General features: G+C 46.2%; 20 protein-coding genes and 2 pseudogenes. 7 read left to right on the top strand and 15 right to left on the bottom strand.

Annotated elements, in window-relative coordinates; translation table 11 throughout:
- Window positions 1-203: 203 nt before the first annotated feature.
- From ffh to PaeBR_RS11715, 4 genes are all read right to left on the bottom strand, one after another.
- Window positions 204-1,586: a signal recognition particle protein gene (gene ffh, locus PaeBR_RS11730; protein ID WP_410514979.1), complete on the bottom strand. Its 1,383-nt coding sequence runs from the start codon at window positions 1,584-1,586 to the stop codon at window positions 204-206.
- Between the two features lie 21 nt (window positions 1,587-1,607).
- Window positions 1,608-1,964 (bottom strand): YlxM family DNA-binding protein, encoded by a 357-nt coding sequence (gene ylxM / locus PaeBR_RS11725; RefSeq protein ID WP_410514978.1) that lies wholly within the window; start codon window positions 1,962-1,964, stop codon window positions 1,608-1,610.
- Between the two features lie 149 nt (window positions 1,965-2,113).
- Window positions 2,114-2,761, bottom strand: a complete 648-nt coding sequence (trhA, locus tag PaeBR_RS11720; RefSeq protein ID WP_410514977.1) for a PAQR family membrane homeostasis protein TrhA — start codon at window positions 2,759-2,761, stop codon at window positions 2,114-2,116.
- A 92-nt stretch (window positions 2,762-2,853) separates the two neighbouring features.
- On the bottom strand, window positions 2,854-4,371 hold the full coding sequence (locus tag PaeBR_RS11715) for a carboxypeptidase M32 (protein WP_410514976.1): 1,518 nt from the start codon (window positions 4,369-4,371) through the stop codon (window positions 2,854-2,856).
- 127 nt (window positions 4,372-4,498) lie between these two features.
- Here PaeBR_RS11715 and PaeBR_RS11710 point away from each other — a divergent pair, with 127 nt between their 5' ends.
- The 4 genes from PaeBR_RS11710 to PaeBR_RS11695 all read left to right on the top strand — a co-directional run bounded on the left by PaeBR_RS11710 (window position 4,499) and on the right by PaeBR_RS11695 (window position 6,349).
- Window positions 4,499-4,873 (top strand): iron-sulfur cluster biosynthesis family protein, encoded by a 375-nt coding sequence (locus tag PaeBR_RS11710; RefSeq protein WP_410514975.1) that lies wholly within the window; start codon window positions 4,499-4,501, stop codon window positions 4,871-4,873.
- Between the two features lie 24 nt (window positions 4,874-4,897).
- Complete coding sequence (locus PaeBR_RS11705) at window positions 4,898-5,458, top strand: beta-class carbonic anhydrase (protein WP_410514974.1); 561 nt, start codon at window positions 4,898-4,900, stop codon at window positions 5,456-5,458.
- A gap of 167 nt (window positions 5,459-5,625) precedes the next feature.
- Window positions 5,626-6,060, top strand: a complete 435-nt coding sequence (locus PaeBR_RS11700; RefSeq protein WP_410514973.1) for a hypothetical protein — start codon at window positions 5,626-5,628, stop codon at window positions 6,058-6,060.
- Window positions 6,047-6,349 carry a YxcD family protein gene (locus PaeBR_RS11695; protein ID WP_410514972.1) on the top strand — a complete coding sequence of 101 codons (303 nt, stop codon included), beginning with the start codon at window positions 6,047-6,049 and terminating at the stop codon, window positions 6,347-6,349. Before PaeBR_RS11700 ends, PaeBR_RS11695 begins: the two co-directional genes overlap by 14 nt.
- Window positions 6,350-6,532: 183 nt before the next feature.
- Here the strand turns inward: PaeBR_RS11695 and PaeBR_RS11690 are convergent, their stop codons facing one another.
- The 7 genes and pseudogenes from PaeBR_RS11690 to PaeBR_RS11660 form a co-directional block, all read right to left on the bottom strand.
- Entirely contained in the window at window positions 6,533-6,916 is a 384-nt protein-coding gene (locus PaeBR_RS11690) for a hypothetical protein (RefSeq protein ID WP_410514971.1), read from the bottom strand.
- Between the two features lie 89 nt (window positions 6,917-7,005).
- Window positions 7,006-7,830, bottom strand: a complete 825-nt coding sequence (locus PaeBR_RS11685) for a carbohydrate ABC transporter permease (protein WP_410514970.1) — start codon at window positions 7,828-7,830, stop codon at window positions 7,006-7,008.
- Window positions 7,827-8,147 (bottom strand): annotated as a pseudogene (locus PaeBR_RS11680) (carbohydrate ABC transporter permease); the annotation flags it as partial. The gene PaeBR_RS11685 and the pseudogene PaeBR_RS11680, both read right to left, overlap by 4 nt.
- Window positions 8,148-8,159: 12 nt before the next feature.
- Window positions 8,160-8,282 carry a hypothetical protein gene (locus tag PaeBR_RS11675; protein ID WP_410514969.1) on the bottom strand — a complete coding sequence of 41 codons (123 nt, stop codon included), beginning with the start codon at window positions 8,280-8,282 and terminating at the stop codon, window positions 8,160-8,162.
- Window positions 8,283-9,182: 900 nt separating this feature from the next.
- Window positions 9,183-10,373, bottom strand: coding sequence for an oxalate decarboxylase family bicupin (locus tag PaeBR_RS11670; RefSeq protein ID WP_410514968.1), 1,191 nt, complete (start codon window positions 10,371-10,373; stop codon window positions 9,183-9,185).
- Window positions 10,374-10,956: 583 nt separating this feature from the next.
- Entirely contained in the window at window positions 10,957-11,307 is a 351-nt protein-coding gene (locus tag PaeBR_RS11665; RefSeq protein WP_410514967.1) for a hypothetical protein, read from the bottom strand.
- A gap of 271 nt (window positions 11,308-11,578) precedes the next feature.
- Window positions 11,579-11,851, bottom strand: coding sequence for a hypothetical protein (locus tag PaeBR_RS11660; RefSeq protein WP_410514966.1), 273 nt, complete (start codon window positions 11,849-11,851; stop codon window positions 11,579-11,581).
- A 118-nt stretch (window positions 11,852-11,969) separates the two neighbouring features.
- Here PaeBR_RS11660 and PaeBR_RS11655 point away from each other — a divergent pair, with 118 nt between their 5' ends.
- Window positions 11,970-12,194: a helix-turn-helix domain-containing protein gene (locus PaeBR_RS11655; RefSeq protein ID WP_410514965.1), complete on the top strand. Its 225-nt coding sequence runs from the start codon at window positions 11,970-11,972 to the stop codon at window positions 12,192-12,194.
- Window positions 12,195-12,263: 69 nt separating this feature from the next.
- Here PaeBR_RS11655 and PaeBR_RS11650 read toward each other — a convergent pair whose 3' ends face one another.
- From PaeBR_RS11650 to PaeBR_RS11635, 4 genes are all read right to left on the bottom strand, one after another.
- Window positions 12,264-12,365 carry a DUF255 domain-containing protein gene (locus PaeBR_RS11650; RefSeq protein WP_410514964.1) on the bottom strand — a complete coding sequence of 34 codons (102 nt, stop codon included), beginning with the start codon at window positions 12,363-12,365 and terminating at the stop codon, window positions 12,264-12,266.
- Between the two features lie 74 nt (window positions 12,366-12,439).
- Window positions 12,440-12,844: a GNAT family N-acetyltransferase gene (locus PaeBR_RS11645; RefSeq protein WP_410514963.1), complete on the bottom strand. Its 405-nt coding sequence runs from the start codon at window positions 12,842-12,844 to the stop codon at window positions 12,440-12,442.
- 220 nt (window positions 12,845-13,064) lie between these two features.
- Window positions 13,065-13,310, bottom strand: coding sequence for a hypothetical protein (locus PaeBR_RS11640; protein ID WP_410514962.1), 246 nt, complete (start codon window positions 13,308-13,310; stop codon window positions 13,065-13,067).
- Between the two features lie 227 nt (window positions 13,311-13,537).
- Window positions 13,538-15,103 (bottom strand): DNA-binding protein, encoded by a 1,566-nt coding sequence (locus PaeBR_RS11635; protein ID WP_410514961.1) that lies wholly within the window; start codon window positions 15,101-15,103, stop codon window positions 13,538-13,540.
- A gap of 461 nt (window positions 15,104-15,564) precedes the next feature.
- On the opposite strand from PaeBR_RS11635, the pseudogene PaeBR_RS11630 reads away from it, so the two are divergent.
- Window positions 15,565-15,951, top strand: a pseudogene (locus PaeBR_RS11630) (multicopper oxidase domain-containing protein); the annotation flags it as partial.
- A gap of 265 nt (window positions 15,952-16,216) precedes the next feature.
- Entirely contained in the window at window positions 16,217-16,675 is a 459-nt protein-coding gene (locus tag PaeBR_RS11625; RefSeq protein ID WP_410514960.1) for a helix-turn-helix domain-containing protein, read from the top strand.
- The last annotated feature ends 15 nt before the right edge of the window (window positions 16,676-16,690 follow it).

The following is a 16,690-nucleotide window of genomic DNA, read 5'->3' as shown; positions in this document are numbered from 1 at the left end:
TGCACCCTCTGGACACCCGCAACAAAAGATGTTGGCGGATGGAGTCAGAATGGCGGTACCTGGAAATGGTTGAGGGGTGATCGCTTTCGTCCCTGGCGGGACACGCTGGACTTTATGCGGTATCTAGAAAAACCTAAACCTAAAACCTAAACCTAAGGATTAATCCTATGTTGTACAATGGATAATCGGGTAAAAACCATCTATTAACGGAAAGGGAATTTCATACCTTTGCCGCCCATGCCTTTGAGCTGTTTCATGGCGTTCTTGGCGCCTTTGCCTCCGCCGCCCATCATGCCGGAGAACTGCTTCATCATCTTGCGCATCTCATCGAACTGCTTGATGAGACGGTTTACTTCAGCAACCGAGGTGCCGCTGCCTGTAGCGATACGCTTGCGGCGGTTGAGATTGATGATCTCAGGCTTTTGTTTCTCAGCCTTGGTCATGGAATGGACAATGGCTTCAACGCGTCCCATTTGCTTGTCGTCGACCTTCAAGTCCTTCATGCCCTTGGCTTTGTTCATGCCGGGGAGCATTTCGAGAATCTGGTCGATCGGGCCAAGCTTCTTCACCTGATCCATCTGCTCCAGGAAGTCATCGAACGTAAATTCCGCATTGCGCATCTTACGTTCCATTTCCTTCGCTTTGTCCGCATCAATGTTAGATTGGGCTTTCTCGATCAGGGACAGCATGTCGCCCATTCCCAGAATCCGCGAGGCCATCCGTTCCGGATGGAAAGGCTCCAAAGCGTCGATTTTCTCGCCGAGAGCGACGAATTTAATCGGACAGCCGGTAACGGCTTTGACGGACAAAGCAGCACCGCCACGGGTATCACCATCCAGCTTCGTCAGCACAACACCTGTAAGCTCGAGCTGTTTGTTGAAGCTGTCGGCAACGTTTACGGCATCCTGTCCGGTCATGGCATCCACAACCAGCAGAACTTCATCAGGCTTCACTACGGTGTGAATCTGCTTCAGTTCTTCCATCAGCTCTTCATCAATATGAAGGCGGCCTGCGGTATCAATGATTACATAATCAAGACCGTTGTCTTTCGCATGCTGCAGACCTTGTCTGGCAATTTCCACAGGGCTGTTCTGGTCGCCCAGCGAGAATACCGGAACCTTAATCTGTTCTCCCAGCACCTGCAGCTGTTTGATTGCAGCCGGACGGTAAATATCCCCTGCCACAAGCAGCGGCCGGTGGTTTCCCTTTTGCAGCAGCTTTGCCAGCTTCGCTGAGGTTGTCGTCTTACCCGCACCCTGCAGACCCGCCATCATAATCACAGTCGGCGGCTTGTTCGACTTTGCCAGCTTGGCTTGGCTGCCACCCATGAGTTCCGTCAATTCCTTATTGACGATATCAATAATGACCATGCCGGGAGTGAAGCTGTTCATCACTTCCTTGCCGATGGCTTTCTCCTTCACCTTGGAAACGAAATCCTTAACCACTTTGAAGTTAACGTCTGCTTCCAGCAAGGCCAGCCTGACTTCGCGCATAGCTTCGTTTACATCATCCTCGGAAACTTTGCCTTTACCGCGCAGCTTGCTGAACACATTCTGTAATCTTCCGGATAAACCTTCAAACGCCATATGCTGCTGCCTCCTTTCGCATTACTCCAAGCTCTGCAAACGATCCACGATTTCCGCGAACCGCAATTGATATTGTTCCGGCAGCAGCCCGATTTCCGGGAGTCTGCGCAATTCTTCTAAATATTGATTACGACTCTCATGTTTGCCAAGTAAACCAAGCTTGTCTTCGTAGTTCTCCAGCACCTGCTCCGCCCGTTTGATATGCTCGTAGACAGCCTGGCGGCTGATTTCGAACTCGGCGGCGATTTCCCCCAGGGAGAAATCATCATGGAAATAATATTTAAGGAACGTCTGCTGCTTATCGGTAAGCAATCTTTCGTAAAAAGCAAACAGCAGATTGATTCGGTTCGTTTTCTCCAGCTTATCGTCCTGACTCATCAAGGGCACTCCCTTCGTCAAGGAAAAACACTTTACAGCGTTACAACGTCCCTTATAATACCGAAAACAAAGAAAGATGTCAAGCGTTTTTGCTTGTCATCTTTTTCTTTGTTCTATTTCTATAATTTTCGCTGAAATATCCGCCTGAATCAACGGATTGGCAGCAGATAGATCAGGACTGCGAAGAAGTGTGTGACACTTCCGGCAAGCACAAACATATGCCAAATCGCATGATGGTACGGGAAGCCTCTCCATACATAAAAAACCGTTCCAAGCGTGTATAGGATGCCGCCCGCCATCAAGAGGGTCATCCCCCCGTCCGCAACCGCAGCAGACAACGGATTCCAGGCGATAACGATCAGCCAGCCCATGGCAATATAGAAAATGGTGGACATAAAGAGAAATTTTTTGACGAAATAGGCTTTGAAAAAAACACCGAAAACGGCAATTCCCCAAATGATGCCGAACAGGGTCCAGCCCAGCGTTCCCCGGATGGCCACAAGCAAGAAAGGCGTGTATGTGCCGGCAATGAACAGGTAAATGGCAGAATGATCGAAGAATTCGAATAAATCCTTTGCTTTGCCTTCCCTAAGGCTGTGCACCAGCGTGGAATTCAAATACAGAAGCAGCATCGTCGTGCCGTAAATCGAGAAGCTGACTACATGCCAGGCCGTTCCCTTCAAGCTGGCAAAGACGATCAGCAGCACGAGTGCAGCTACGCTTAATACAGTCCCGATTCCATGCGTAATCGCATTCGCCACTTCTTCCCTGCGGCTGTAAGTATGAGTATTCGCCATACCAAGTATCCTTCCATGATGCTTTTCTTCTATTATAGCTCTTCCCCCGGCGTCAATCCACTTACCAGAGCGTCACCAAGCGCAACTATGAGCTATAATTTATAAAGCTCGGTATATTTTGCTTCCAAATAATCAGCCAGGTAATCCGGATTCAGCGGTTCACCCGTCACCTGCTCGATAATTTGCGAAGGCGTCAGACTTTGTCCATACCGGTAAATCTTGTCTGTGAGCCATTCCTTGATCGGCAATAGATTACCGGCTTCAATAAGCCCATCGAATTCCGGCAGCTCCTTGCGCAGCGTATTCAGAATTTGGGCGGCATACATATTGCCGAGCGAATAGGAAGCAAAGTAACCAAAATCTCCTCCCGACCAATGCACATCCTGCAGTACACCCAGACTATCGTTAGGCGGCGTGATGCCCAGATATTCCTGATATTTGGCATTCCATACCCCAGGCAGATCCTTAACCGAAAGCCCCTCATTAAAAATAAGCTTCTCGATCTCGTACCGGACGATAATGTGCAGATTATAGGTTAACTCATCCGCTTCAATCCGTATAAAGGAATTCGATACGCTGTTAATGGCACGGTAGAAATTCTCAACATCCACATGTACAAGCTGCTCCGGGAAATGCTGCTGCAAATCGCCGAAATAGCGCTGCCAGAAAGGGCGGCTGCGTCCAATCATATTTTCCCACAGTCTGGACTGTGATTCGTGAATCCCCATCGATGCTCCCTGGGCCAACGGAGTTCCTACGAGCTCCTTGTTGATATTTTGCTCATACAGCGCATGGCCACCTTCGTGCAGGGAGCTGAATATCGCGCTGGTCACATTATCAAGCAAGTAATTGGTAGTGATGCGGACATCCCCGGGATTCAGGCCTGTTGCAAAAGGATGCACACTCTCATCCAAACGTCCGGCGTCAAAGTCATAACCCATCTGCTCCAAAATAAAAAGTCCGAACTTCTCCTGCTGCTCCTTCTCAAAGATGCGTTGCAGAAACGCCGTATCCGGCTTGTTCGGCGAAGCTGCTATAGCTTCCACCAGAGGTACAAGACGGCTGCGCAGACGGCTGAACACCTCATCTACTTTTTTCACAGTCAGGTCAGGCTCATACATGTCAAGCAGTGTGTCGTACCGCGTTTCCTTTACACCCCAGTAATCGATAAATTCCTGCTTGAATTCCACTATCTTGCTTAAAAAAGGCTCAAAGGAAGCAAAATCATTGCTCTCCTTAGCAATCTCCCACTTCGTCTCCGCATGGGCTGCCAGCATTGCGTACTCCTCGTATCTTTCCGGAGGGATGCTTTTGCTGCGCTCGTACTCCTTGCGGCAATCCTTCACGATTTTATTTTGAATTTCCGTAAGCTGATTCATAATGGCCGGACGGCTGAAAAACTCGGTAAACTGGCCCATTTCCGGAGAGGTTTCCAGTCTGAAGGATTCGCCGCTCAGCATCCCGACCGTTCTGGAACGGATCTCGGCACCCTTGCGCGGCGCACCTGTACGCAAATCCCAATGCAGTAGTCCAATGGCTTCCGAATATCCGCTCATTTTGGATAATAGTCCGCTAAATTTCTCCCATTCTTCCGCTACGTGTTGTTCCATCCCGGGACACCCGCCTTCTCTGTTTTTCGATCACCTCTTGATGATACTTTTTTAAATACGTATAATCAACTTCAGAGCTTTACATTTCTAAACTGAAATCAACCTTTGTAGGAGCGTGAATTCATCCATGAACATTCAAGTAACTCCGCTTGCGGAAAAGAAGCTCAAAGAAAGGCTGGGAGATCAGCCGGGAATCTTCAAGCTCTTTTATGATACGGAAGGCTGCGGCTGTGACGGAATTAATGTTCTGCTCCTCGTGAACGAAGCGGAGTCCGGGGACCGCCCTATTGAAGCTGGAGCGCTTCCCTTTATTGTCAGCCGCCAGCAGGAGATTTTTTACGAAGAAAAAATGCGGCTGGACACAGAAGAGCAGTTCACTTCCTTTAAGCTTGATAGTGATTCGCAGATTTATGGTAAAAATGTTCTTGTTAGAGATATACGCAGCACCACAAACACACCATCTAGCCAAGCACCTGCCTGCAACGTGAGCACAGCTGGGTAAATTTTTGAGGGGGGAAAGCATATTATGAGTCAAGTATCCGAAATTCTGCAGTTCAATCAGAGCTTTGTAGAGAAAAAAGAGTATGAGGCCTATCTTACCAGCCGGTTTCCGGACAAAAAAATGCTGATCATTACCTGCATGGACACCCGTTTGGTCGAACTTCTGCCCAAAGCTATGAATTTCAAGAATGGTGACGTCAAAATCATTAAAAATGCCGGAGCTATTATTTCCCAGCCTTTCGGCAGCGTAATGCGCAGTGTAATGGTTGCACTGTATGAGCTGGATGCAGACGAGGTTATTGTTGTCGGCCACTACGAATGCGGCATGGCTTCCCTGAACGCGGAAAAGATGATTAACTCCATCAAAGATCGCGGCGTTTCCGATCAGGTATTGTCTACCTTGGAAAACTCAGGAATTAAGCTTACAAAATGGCTGCGCGGGTTTGACAACGTTGAGGACGGGGTAATTCAAACTGTGGAGCTAATCAGGCATCACCCATTACTCCCCCCCGGGGTGCCCGTCCACGGCATGATTATCGATCCGGCTACCGGAGCGCTTGATCTTGTCTCGGAAGGGTACGCGTAAGTTTTATGACATCTCTCTGAACTGCTGTTTGGCGTGGAAGATATCCACGCCTCTTTTTTACCTTCAAATATATTTAATTATGATAGTTAAAATGAAACCAACCTGAATATCCTGCGTATTACCGGGCATATACACAAAACCCAATTCACAGGAGGAACTAACTACTCATGAAAACCATGAAACGCATCACGATGATCATAATGGCCTTTACCCTGTTTTTCGTTGTGAGTGCTCCAGACTCCGCAGATGCACGGCGAGGCGGCGGCTTTAAATCCAGTCCCCGCAGTTTTACCACGACACCCAAAAAATCAACACAAAATAGCGTAAAGCAAAGCGACAGCACGAAAGGTACCACTTCAGCCACCGCTGCGAAAGCAAATCGCGGATTTTTCAGCGGAGGCAGCTTGATGAAAGGGTTGATGATCGGCGGACTTGCCGGACTCCTGTTTGGCAGTATGTTTGCCGGTATGGGGGCTTTCGGAAGCTTTCTAGGGCTTGCCGTAAATATGCTGGCCATCTATTTTGTAGTCATGCTGGTTCTGTCCTTCTTCCGTCGCAGACAAAAGCGCCGCCGTTTTGAAGAACAGGATGGTCGCTACTAAAATGTCAACAACCATTCTAAGCATGGATGAGATTATTAACGCGATTTGCCTGCACATGGCAGAGCGTAAAAATGTACAGCCTACGGATGTTCTGGTCGAGCTGAGCTGGGAGGAAGAAACCGGCTATACGGCGGAGGTCTGGATTCAGGGCCGCAACCAATATCTGGTGGAGTCCAACATGATTGAAGCCATCCTGCGTTACGTATACAGCGAATATGGTATTCGTGCCTATCGTGAACAGGTGAAGCTGGAACTGGATGAAGAAATAACAGCTGTTGTTACAGCTTAAAGCATTATGCTGCTTACCAAGAAGAAACGGCTTCGCCGTCCTTATAGGGACGGCACCCGTTTCTCGGAGAAATATAAGGATAAAGTATAGAGTGAAACTTATACTTTCTTATATTTCGAAAAAGCCTCCGGCCACATATTCCGTGGCGGAGGCTTTTTGAATTGTTATTCTGCAAAGTGCCCTTTATAAAAGAGCAATATTCAGCAGGTCGAAGAGCACCAGAGGCAGGAGAACATTACCAGGGTACCCTGGGTACGGCGGATACGGGTGATATGGCGGATATGGGTGATATGGTGGGTGATACGGCGGATACGGCTTGTGGTAGGGATTATAGTACCCGCGGGACATTTCGGCAGTTACAGTAACTTTTAAATACAGGTGTTTGTTGTCTACACCGGCGATCATACCCTCATGTACTTCACCATCAAGCGTCTGTACTTTTACTTTGTGATTCATGTAAGGCTTGCAGGTATGATGCAGAGACTCGCGCACTCCTTGCAGGTGGTGAATTACGGCTGGATCCGCCTGATAAATTACGGTCTGTTGTCCAGGGTTAAATGTCGACATATTTGTTCCGACCTCCGTAAATGGATTTGCTCCATTCTATGCGGATGCCTAGGCCGGGGTGCCAGTTAAAATACACTCAACCTATGAACCTACCCTTTTATAGCCCCGCCGACGATCCCTTTTACAATTTGCTTCTGCATCAACACAAAGAAGATGAAGATCGGAATCAGGACGATAACCGTAAGGGTCATGAACATCGGCCAATTTACGGAGAACTCGCCTTTGGCTTTGTAGACCAGCAGTACCAGTGTCGCTTTATTGGACGAATTCAGGAACAGCATTGGGGCCAAAAAGTCGTTCCATATCCACATGGTCTGGTAGATAATGCTGGTTACCGTAATCGGTTTAAGGAGCGGGAGGATAATCCGCCAGAAGATCCCCCAGATGCTGCATCCGTCTATAACGGCAGCCTCAGGAAGCTCCCGCGGGATCGTCTTCATGTACCCCATCATCAGGAAGAAAACGAATACGGCTCCCCCCATATAGAGCACGATCAAACCTGACAATTTGTTGACCAGGTGCAGACCCGTCATTAATTCGAACAGGGGGATAAGTGTTGTTTGAAAAGGGATCAGAAACCCGGCCAGCAAATAGACGGTTATTGCCCTGTTCATCTTATTCGCATTGAAGACGACAGGATAAGCAGCCATGGCTCCGAACAAGACCATGAACAGTACCGAGAAGACCGTGATCGTCAAGCTGTTGCCGAAGCTTCGCAGCAACGGGGTATCCTCGAACACCTTGATATAGTTGGAGAAATTCCAGTCCTTCGGCCAGCCCATGGGATGCTGGGCCGTTTCCGCCTGGCTTTTTACCGTGTTGATAATAATAAGATAGAAAGGAAAGAAAGTGATCAGGGCGACAGGAAGCATCAAAATATCGAGCAGCCAGTTCCTTTTGGCGGATTGGATCATAAGACTCGTTCCTCCCGCTTCTGCATCCATGATACCTGGAAGAACGTAATCACAAGCACAATTAAGAAGAATACAATAGACATTGCGGAAGCAAGCCCGTACTGCACCTCGGAAATCCCGCGAAGCACGATGACCTGGGTAATCGTATGCGTCTCGAAGCCGGGGCCACCCCTTGTCAAGGCAAAAGGAATTTCAAAAACCTTCAGTCCGCCGGTTAAGAGCAGCATAATGCTTACGGTCATTGCCGGAGCAAGCAGCGGGAGGGTGATATAGCGGATTTGACCCCACTTCCCCGCACCATCAATGGAAGCTGCTTCATAATAGTCCTTTTACGCCAGCAGCAATCCGCTTGGGATGGACGGGAAGAAAAATATCGCCCGGTGAATATTTTTGGTTAAAAAGTTCTGATCCAGAACAAGAGCTAGCGGTATCGCAATTAGAGTAATAAGCACCGTGCTGGAAATCGCATACAAAAGGGTATAGCCGATTCCGGAAACGATGGCGTCGTCTTTGAATATTTTCAGATAGTGGCCGCTCCTCTATGATTAAGGCTACTATTTAGGCTCCATCTCCAAATCAGCGCTAGCCCGTGAATCACGGTGGCTTTTGGATGCAAAGCCACAGGGAGAACTGGGATATTTGAGGACTGTTAATGGCCTTGAACCGTTCAGCGGACCACCATTAAGCGAACGTACCATTAAGCGGACACAGCGTTAAGCGGACACAGCAGGCGCTAATGCCTCCAAATACCCATGCTTTATGTTTCTGCGGACTGAGCAGACGCTATCGAATGGGATTTTGCATAAATACAGCCCTGTAACAACGAATAAGTGTATCTGTGTCCGCGCCGTCTTCTTATTGGACATTCACAGTGGAATAAGGGCGCTACAGTCCGGACCGGACATCGGTTTGACCTTTAATTTCTCCCGCGACATCCAACCTGGGGCGTTTTACTCAGAGACATCGTGCTCACTCCCTGGATACCAAAAGCTCCTTAACAGCTTCCAGATTCGTAATCGGCTCCCGGCAGATTAATCTTTACACTTAATACGCTTCCGATATTTGGAAGTTTCGATACAGCAACTACATAAGTCTCTGACGTATTCTTAGCCAATCCGCTTGATTTGCTAGCTGTGTTTTATCGTAAGCAAGGCAAACCAGATGCAACGTCACAGACGATTTTTACTGTGAAACGTTTAAGGAAAGGTTCCGTTTTGATGTAAAAAAAGGGTAAGCGATTGTTTATTCGCTATCCCTTAATTGTACAAATATTGTTTTCCGTCAGCCTTTTATGCAAATACAGTTCCCTAACATTTATCTATGAACCTTGGTGACGAAGACCATATCAGTCTTTATTTAGGATAGTACGAAAACCCTGGATATTTGACGACGGGCCATTTCTCCTTGCGTAGCACGTTAATCAGTTCCGGTCCTACATGTAAGTTTTTCTCTATCAGCTCATAAGGGGTAAGTGCCATCCATTGGTTTAACGACACATCCACAAATCGGTCGCTCTTGAACATCTCTAAAAACCATAAGGTTTGGTTACCAGTATTCTGAATATAGTGCCCAGTAGCAAATGGTACATAACCGACATCACCGGCTCTATAATCAAATGTACGGGCTGTACCATTTCCAGCAAATACTGTCATGCGTCCCTGTCCGGTAAGGTAATACTGCCACTCATCATTATTCGGATGCCAATGTAGTTCTCTCATTGCGCCCGGTTCAATCTCAACTAGCGCCGCTGCAATAGTTTTAGATATAGGAAAATTAGAAGAGTCTACGATTCGTACGCTTCCGCCAGGTGTTTTAATTGGTGTTTGCGATAGCAGCTGATGCTTGAAGCTTAGGGGGATGGTACCGTAAGGTGACTGGACCTTCTGACTTTCAAGCGGACCGGGAACCTTGTCTTGATAGATATACACCTGCCCTGAAGGAATGTTGTTAAAGGCACTCACTGGTACTCCGAAATTGGCAGATAGCACATCTTTTGGAGTATGTGCAAACCAATCCGAGATGGATAAAGTGTTAAGGTCAGAAAAGTTACCGTCATCGAAGACGAGCAGGAATTCGCAGTGTTCCAACCCCTGAATTGAATGTGGGAGTCCAGGGGGAAAGTACCAAAGGTCGCCCGAGCCTACGTCGGCAATGAAATTTCGCCCCTCTTGGTCGATTGACGTAATTCGCGCGCGACCTAATATCATATAGGCCCATTCCGCTTGTTGATGCCAATGCAATTCCCGAACACCACCCGGTGTCAAACTCATATTTACACCTGCAAGTGTGGTCGCAATGGGTAGTTCCCTGACGGTGATTTCCCGTGACCACCCCCCGTGATTTAATGTCATAGAAGTGTCTGAGAATGAAAATTTCATGTTAGGGAGCAAGCCAGCATCCGTTACAGGTGGAACTAGCATGTCAGGATTTTCAATATCCCGCATAATATCGCGGGGACCGGAATCAATCCCGCCTGCGCCGTCATTTCGGATGGGCTGTGGCACATTTCCGAACATACCTTGATTCCGTCTCGGAATTTCCATTTCATTGACTCCTCTCACAGGCATTCTTTGTATACTCATTCTTAATGATATATGATACAGAATCTGTGTGAATGACTGTTGTTTACTTTAACTACAGCTAGGTCTTAATTCTCCTTGTCAGTAGGAACTGCCACCCTTATCTTTCCAGTTAGTTAAATAAGCTTGTTCCCAAAAGTGGGAAATTCGTTTATTTACTTGATTTTATGCTTGGAAAAAGGCGTATCAAGCTGACATACAAAATTTTGAAACTTCGGGGGTCACAGTAAGTCAACCTCTTTTTCATTCAATGCGTTAGCTTTGTTATAGTGCGTTTGAGAAAAAATAACAACCACCGAAGTAGATTTTCAGTAAGGAACCGGGCATCGTCAATTTCTTGCCAAGATCATGTCAGTAACATTTCTTTAATGTCTTACATACCGGTACTTTCCATGGTCACGTGGGAAATTGCTTTGGCTTCCAGCCACTGAAGCAACTCAAACAATGGTTTGGTCAGTGTTTCAAACGTTTAAACCTCACTTTGTATGTTTCCAGCACATCGGTATTCATGCACGTCACATGCCTACACAGTTTTCCAGTAAGACATTCATGTTTTATAACCTCCAAGCCAAAATGGGGCATGGTGATGGATCGGCTCGAGTTCTAGCATTTTTCTGTTCGCAGTCTTCGGAAAGGGGCATTTCCGGGCTGCAGCAGTTTGTACAAAGAGTCGATCCTTACGTGAAATTTCTAATGCTCTCTCCCATTGAACCCCTTTCTTTTTTGCAATGCCCTCCATTATAAATTCAAATAAATCAGTTAATATTAAAAGTAAAGCTGCAACTCCAACATATAACAGTAATTTTCCGTTCACATTAATAATTGGAGTTAATCGTAAAACTGATAACAGAATGAAAGCAAACCCAATAGATTTTGTAAAAGTTGTTGTAGATTTCAACACTATTCCCCCATTCTATTCTTGACCTTGGCAATTGCAGAATACTATTTAATATTTAAAACTTTCGGTAAATAGCCCCAATGAAGTGTAGTCTTATTATAGTTTATGAAATGGAAAAATATTACTCTCGCATTCCTATCTTCACACAAAAAAACTCCCACCAATTCTAATGGCAGAAGCTTCTATAAAAATTAATTCACACGAACATCCCATCAAATAAAACCAAGCCGAGCAATTCATTCCTCGCTTGGGCTTGGTTTCACTTGTGTATTTATAAACTCACACGTTCCGACTTAGTTAAAAATTTTAATGAATTCTCAAAAGAATAAAGGTATGTAGAACGAAGTAACCACAAGTGCTCAACCGCTTTTCCCCATATACCTTCTTTGATCGCTGGAATCATTTTGTTGTGGACCATAGCGAAGTTCTTTGATATTAAAATCTCCTCAATCATCAGTTTTTTCTCATCCGTTCCCATTACTTCCTGGTCCTTTGGATCTATACCAGCTTTTTCATTCGCAACAGCTTTTTGCTGAGATGTCATCGGTCATCCCTCCAGTCAGGTTCTAACAATTTTCTTCATGTATAAATTTTATGCGAAAATCGCATAAATAATAATATGCAGTTTTCGCATAAAGTAAACTTGGCTTGGGTGATGAGCAATGTACAAAAGAATTCGTGATTTACGTGAAGACAAGGACTTAACACAACAACAAATGGCTGAGTTTTTACATATCACGCAAGCAACTTATTCCCGATACGAGAATGGAAATTTAGATTTGCCAAGTGTTGTTTTAATCAAATTAGCTAATTTCCACAAAGTAAGTATCGACTATCTCCTAGATCAGACAGACAACCCTAAGCGATTCACCGGTAAAAAAGAATAGTCCGAAAAAATAAAGCTCCCAGTGAATAGTCACGGAAGCTTTATTTTTATTGATTAATGCGGCATACCATCAATGACAGGTCAAATATCCGACTGAGAGGAAAATCGGCTTATTTTCAGACTTTGCTTTGGCAAAAGCTTCGTCTCTCCATGAATGCCAATAGAGTTTCATTTTAAAATACCAGACCTGATAGCACATATTCAGATAGCCACTTAATTACAAAGATTTGTTCTTCCGTAGTCAAATCATACCAGTTCTGAAATAAACATCGGTGTAGCTCCGTCCTCTGTATTAAAGCCTATTTTTTTATAGAAATCTACTGCATCAGGATAAGAAATTAATACTTTTGTTTTACAATCTTTATACCGGTCAAACATCATGTTCATTATTTCCTTACCTATACCTTTTCTTTTATAACTCGGGTTAACAAGTAAATAATGAAAATATACCGTTAAAGCTCCGTCCGACAAAGCATTTACTAAACCGATGAGATTTCCTTCTTCCCAGGCAGCAACAATTGAATGAGACCCTTGGATTGCTTGTAAAAGCTCGTCAGGGTACTTACCAGACTCCCATTCTACCGAAAGAAATAAATCCTGGAGAGCCTCCTTTGTGATATCTTCTTTGTTTGAAGAGTAATAAATAGTCACCCCTATACCTTCCTTCCATATAGCTAATCACGGCAATCACGGCAATCACGGCACCGTCAAAATAATCGGCTTTTCTATCACAATATACCTTTAAAAGTATGTACAGAAAATGGATTGACTGGATAAGAATTTGTATTTATTTCACAGTATAGTTCATGCTAAAAGGCCGCTTAACTCACGAATCGTGATCAAGAGGCTTCCAGTCATGGGCATCCTAGCACTATAGCTCTTTGCTTTTAATTGAAAAACTGCGGACTTTCATCCATTTGCCTGCAACCAGCTCTTCGATTGTTCCCGTCTTCGTTCTGACACAAAATTTATGCTCCGTTCCTCTGTCAAAACCCGATGCCTCATACAGCAAATCATCGCCGGTTTGTCCCTTATAATAAACCTGCTTCAATCCGAGCCTGTTTAACAACTCAAGCTTTACACTTTCAATATACATGCGCGAATATACCTTTGACATTTATGGTTCCTCCTGCGGTGTTACATTTTCTAATCTTTATTATAACAGCAATGTGCGGAGTCCCGGAAAATTCTAATTAATTTGACGCCGAAAGGATTATCGCTTATTTGAGGATAACGTAAAAGCTCTCCATCGGATCGGATAGTGGGCAACAATCCTCAGTCCTGCCAAAAAACAAAAAGCAGCCGAGAGTTAATCGGCTGCTTCTGCTGTCTTGACTTCATCAATTACTGGACAGGGACGTTTGCTATCGTCACAGACTCGGTATACTTAGCCGTACTGTTCAATCTCAAACGCATACTGGCCGCGCCGGTTATGCTTGGATTGATAGATACGGTCAAGATTTTGGAAGCGACTCCTCCGGAATTGGCCGTCAGCGAGAAGGTTGAACTGTAGCCATAGGAGGACGGCCATGAACCGTCGCTGTTCTTCACCTTGGCGACTTGCGTCCCCGAGCCGTTATATATGCCCAGGCTGTAGCCGGAGATCGTCGAATTGGCCGCCAGTCCGGTGACGATCACTTCCACCTGAAACTCATAATGGTTCGGAAGCGTTGCCTGATGGCCGAACGAATAAGCTGGCGTCGTTGTAGAGGTCGATCCGGCGCCGTAAGAACTGGTCTTGAACGTAGAAGGATCATACCATTTGTATCCGGAAGCTGGCGATGCCCAAGGCTCCGCAACCGGCTCCGTGGAGCTTGCGGGCGCTTCCCAGCTGTACAGCGAGGTTGCCGTATCCAGAGTGAGCCCCGATACCGAAGAGAGCGAGGTATAGCTTTCCTTCGTCGCAAGCCAGTTTACCATGTTGATCAAAAGCTTGGCATCGTTCTGTTCCTTGTAGCCGTCGTATGTCGTTTTGATGCCACCCGTCTCTTCTTTCTTATATTTAGGCGAAGCGTCCTCGACCACAGAAGAATCACCGATAAAGCCCGCTTTGCCGGCGCTTACCTTGGCTACGGCAACAAACGGCCCTTCCGCCACTCCGCCTCCGTTGTAAACTCCTTGGTCCACTGCATTGGACCAAGCAGCAGCCGTCGTTGGTACATAGACGATTCCCTTCGCCTTCGTCGGATCCGTTATGGCGAGTGTTGAACCGGCATGAACGGCAACGGTGGATACCCCGCTTGTAATGTTAAACGCCTGCGACGGCGCCACGATGTTGTTCGCTACCACGTCGCCGAGCGCGTTGTAGCGAAATTTCACACCAAAGTTAGCAGACAGCCAGTCCGAGCTGGCAACCCCGGACATCGCAGACGAAGCGGCTTCCTCCGTACTCATTCCGAGCGCAGGATTCGACCAGGCTCCCCGGCGATAGCCGTTGAAGACTTCCGATGCATCCCAACGATTCTTATTCCGGTCTGCGTTGTAATGATCGCTGATGAAGAAAATGCTCCCGCCGGCCTGTACGTAGTTAAGCAGAGCGGCCTGCTCCGATGTCTTATAGGGGGTGTTAGCTTCCGGAATGATGAACACATCGTAGCCGGACAGATCCGATAAGGTAATCGCTGTACTCTTGCGCAACTCCTTCACGTAATAGCCTTCGGCCGCCAGCCCGCCTGCGAAATCCGAGAAGCCGCCGTCGATGACCCAATCTGCCGCGCCTGCGGTCTGGGCATGTGTGTTGTCGAACAGAATCTTCTTGCCGTTCGCCGTGGTCGGGTTAATGCTGGGTGCCGGATCGGACGGCCCTTCCGCGTTGACCTTCAAGGACGGAATCCCCATAGCCGTTGCCAGCACAGCGGCGATGACCAGGCTCGTCCAGGTTTTGCGTAGACGCAGGATGCTTTGAAGCATTAATCATTCCTCCATTCTTTTTCTTGTATTTTGACCATGGATGGCCGTTAATAGAATAACATAGAAAAAAATGGGATAGAATATATATTTACAATTTTTACAATTTTAACAATACTTTAATAGTTCATAGATATTTCGAGAGTATTGAGGCAGGATAGCAGGCCGATGGATACATGGGAGGATTGCTGGGAAAAGAAGCTTAAGAGACGAGGATGAAACTAGCCACAGATGCTGGAAATATAAACGACATTTAGCGGTTCCCCAACCATCCTCAAATTACTTATATTTCACGACATTACATTGATTTTCCAACCCGCACTTGATGCACCCTGTGCAGCATGTTTTTTTTCCTTTAAAATACCTACAACTTACATTTACATAATGAACAAGTTCACGTTCATAAACTTACGGAGTGGATCCAAACAACGGGGAGGATTTCAATTCTAATGCCTGAAAAGATAAAGCTGCATAGGGATCTCGGACCCACCCGTTTTTGGGGTGGTTATGAAGGAACCTTTCCTGGTCCTACATTCGAAGTGATGAAGAATGAAACCGTGTATGTAAAATGGATTAATGATCTGCCCAATAAGCACTTTCTTCCCGTGGATACAACAATTCATGGTTCCGAAATGACTCTTCCGGAAGGTAGAAGCGTTGTACATTTACATGGAGGAAGAACGCCTGCTCTTCCGAAAGGAAAATATGAAATCCCTCTTTTAATTGTGGACCGCTCATTCAATCCGGATGGGTCACTTTACTACCCCAGCAAACCGGATCAAAATGATGCAGGTCTTCCTCATCCTTCACTTGTCTCCCCTTTTGATGCGGATACGATTCTGGTAAACGGGTTTGCTTCTTACCATCTCTTACACATTAAGGAGCTATTGAACTGCAGGAATTATTCAGCTAGGCTGAACTAGCTAAGCTTCTTCCACTTTATTTATAAATCTTTTTGCCACTTCGCCTGCTGTATTCGGAAGTTGCATCCAGACATAAGCATGGATGGAGTTTTCTATACATTCAATTTCGTATTCATCTAATAGACTAGTACCTTGACCGTGAATAATATTACCTTTAAGCTCTCCATATAGAGTCAAATGGGAGGGCTTACCAATGAACAAAAAATACGTGGTTGAACTGAAAGACGAAGAACGCGAACGGCTTCAGCAACTTCTTCATGCGAAGGAGACTTCACGGGGAATTCGAAATCGCTGCCTCATCCTCATGCTGGTAGATGAAAGTCAAGGAGCCATTCCCAAGCAGATGGAGATTGCCCAGCGAGTTGGTGTTAGTGACGTCACGATTCATCATACCGTGAAGAGTTACTGTACCCGCGGCTTAGAGGCCACATTGCAGTATCGAAAACGGTCGGAGCCGGGGCATCCCTCTGTGATTACGGGAGAACTGGAGGCCCGGATCATTGCACTGGCCTGTTCCGAGCCGCCGGTGGGCTATGCTCGCTGGACCATTCGTCTATTGACGCGCCGGGTCATCGAACTGATTATTATAGAATCGGTGGGACGAGAGACGATTCGAGCCACGTTAAAAAAACGAAACTTAAGCCTCACTTAAAGAAACAATGGTGTA

The organism is Paenibacillus sp. BR2-3, assembly GCF_046529485.1.
In the GTDB taxonomy this organism is placed as follows: Bacteria; Bacillota; Bacilli; order Paenibacillales; family Paenibacillaceae; genus Paenibacillus_AQ.
This window is presented reverse-complemented; position numbering and strand designations above follow the sequence as displayed.

Coding starts and splice junctions, on each gene's coding strand:
- PaeBR_RS11710 (WP_410514975.1), top strand. CDS start 4,499: ATGAACATTCAAGTAACTCCGCTTGCGGAAAAGAAGCTCAAAGAAAGG.
- PaeBR_RS11655 (WP_410514965.1), top strand. CDS start 11,970: ATGTACAAAAGAATTCGTGATTTACGTGAAGACAAGGACTTAACACAA.
- ffh (WP_410514979.1), bottom strand. CDS start 1,586: ATGGCGTTTGAAGGTTTATCCGGAAGATTACAGAATGTGTTCAGCAAG.
- PaeBR_RS11690 (WP_410514971.1), bottom strand. CDS start 6,916: ATGTCGACATTTAACCCTGGACAACAGACCGTAATTTATCAGGCGGAT.
- PaeBR_RS11640 (WP_410514962.1), bottom strand. CDS start 13,310: ATGTCAAAGGTATATTCGCGCATGTATATTGAAAGTGTAAAGCTTGAG.
- PaeBR_RS11660 (WP_410514966.1), bottom strand. CDS start 11,851: ATGACATCTCAGCAAAAAGCTGTTGCGAATGAAAAAGCTGGTATAGAT.
- PaeBR_RS11715 (WP_410514976.1), bottom strand. CDS start 4,371: ATGGAACAACACGTAGCGGAAGAATGGGAGAAATTTAGCGGACTATTA.
- PaeBR_RS11625 (WP_410514960.1), top strand. CDS start 16,217: ATGAACAAAAAATACGTGGTTGAACTGAAAGACGAAGAACGCGAACGG.
- ylxM (WP_410514978.1), bottom strand. CDS start 1,964: ATGAGTCAGGACGATAAGCTGGAGAAAACGAACCGAATCAATCTGCTG.
- PaeBR_RS11635 (WP_410514961.1), bottom strand. CDS start 15,103: ATGCTTCAAAGCATCCTGCGTCTACGCAAAACCTGGACGAGCCTGGTC.
- trhA (WP_410514977.1), bottom strand. CDS start 2,761: ATGGCGAATACTCATACTTACAGCCGCAGGGAAGAAGTGGCGAATGCG.
- PaeBR_RS11705 (WP_410514974.1), top strand. CDS start 4,898: ATGAGTCAAGTATCCGAAATTCTGCAGTTCAATCAGAGCTTTGTAGAG.
- PaeBR_RS11695 (WP_410514972.1), top strand. CDS start 6,047: ATGGTCGCTACTAAAATGTCAACAACCATTCTAAGCATGGATGAGATT.
- PaeBR_RS11685 (WP_410514970.1), bottom strand. CDS start 7,830: ATGATCCAATCCGCCAAAAGGAACTGGCTGCTCGATATTTTGATGCTT.
- PaeBR_RS11700 (WP_410514973.1), top strand. CDS start 5,626: ATGAAAACCATGAAACGCATCACGATGATCATAATGGCCTTTACCCTG.
- PaeBR_RS11670 (WP_410514968.1), bottom strand. CDS start 10,373: ATGGAAATTCCGAGACGGAATCAAGGTATGTTCGGAAATGTGCCACAG.
- PaeBR_RS11650 (WP_410514964.1), bottom strand. CDS start 12,365: ATGAAACTCTATTGGCATTCATGGAGAGACGAAGCTTTTGCCAAAGCA.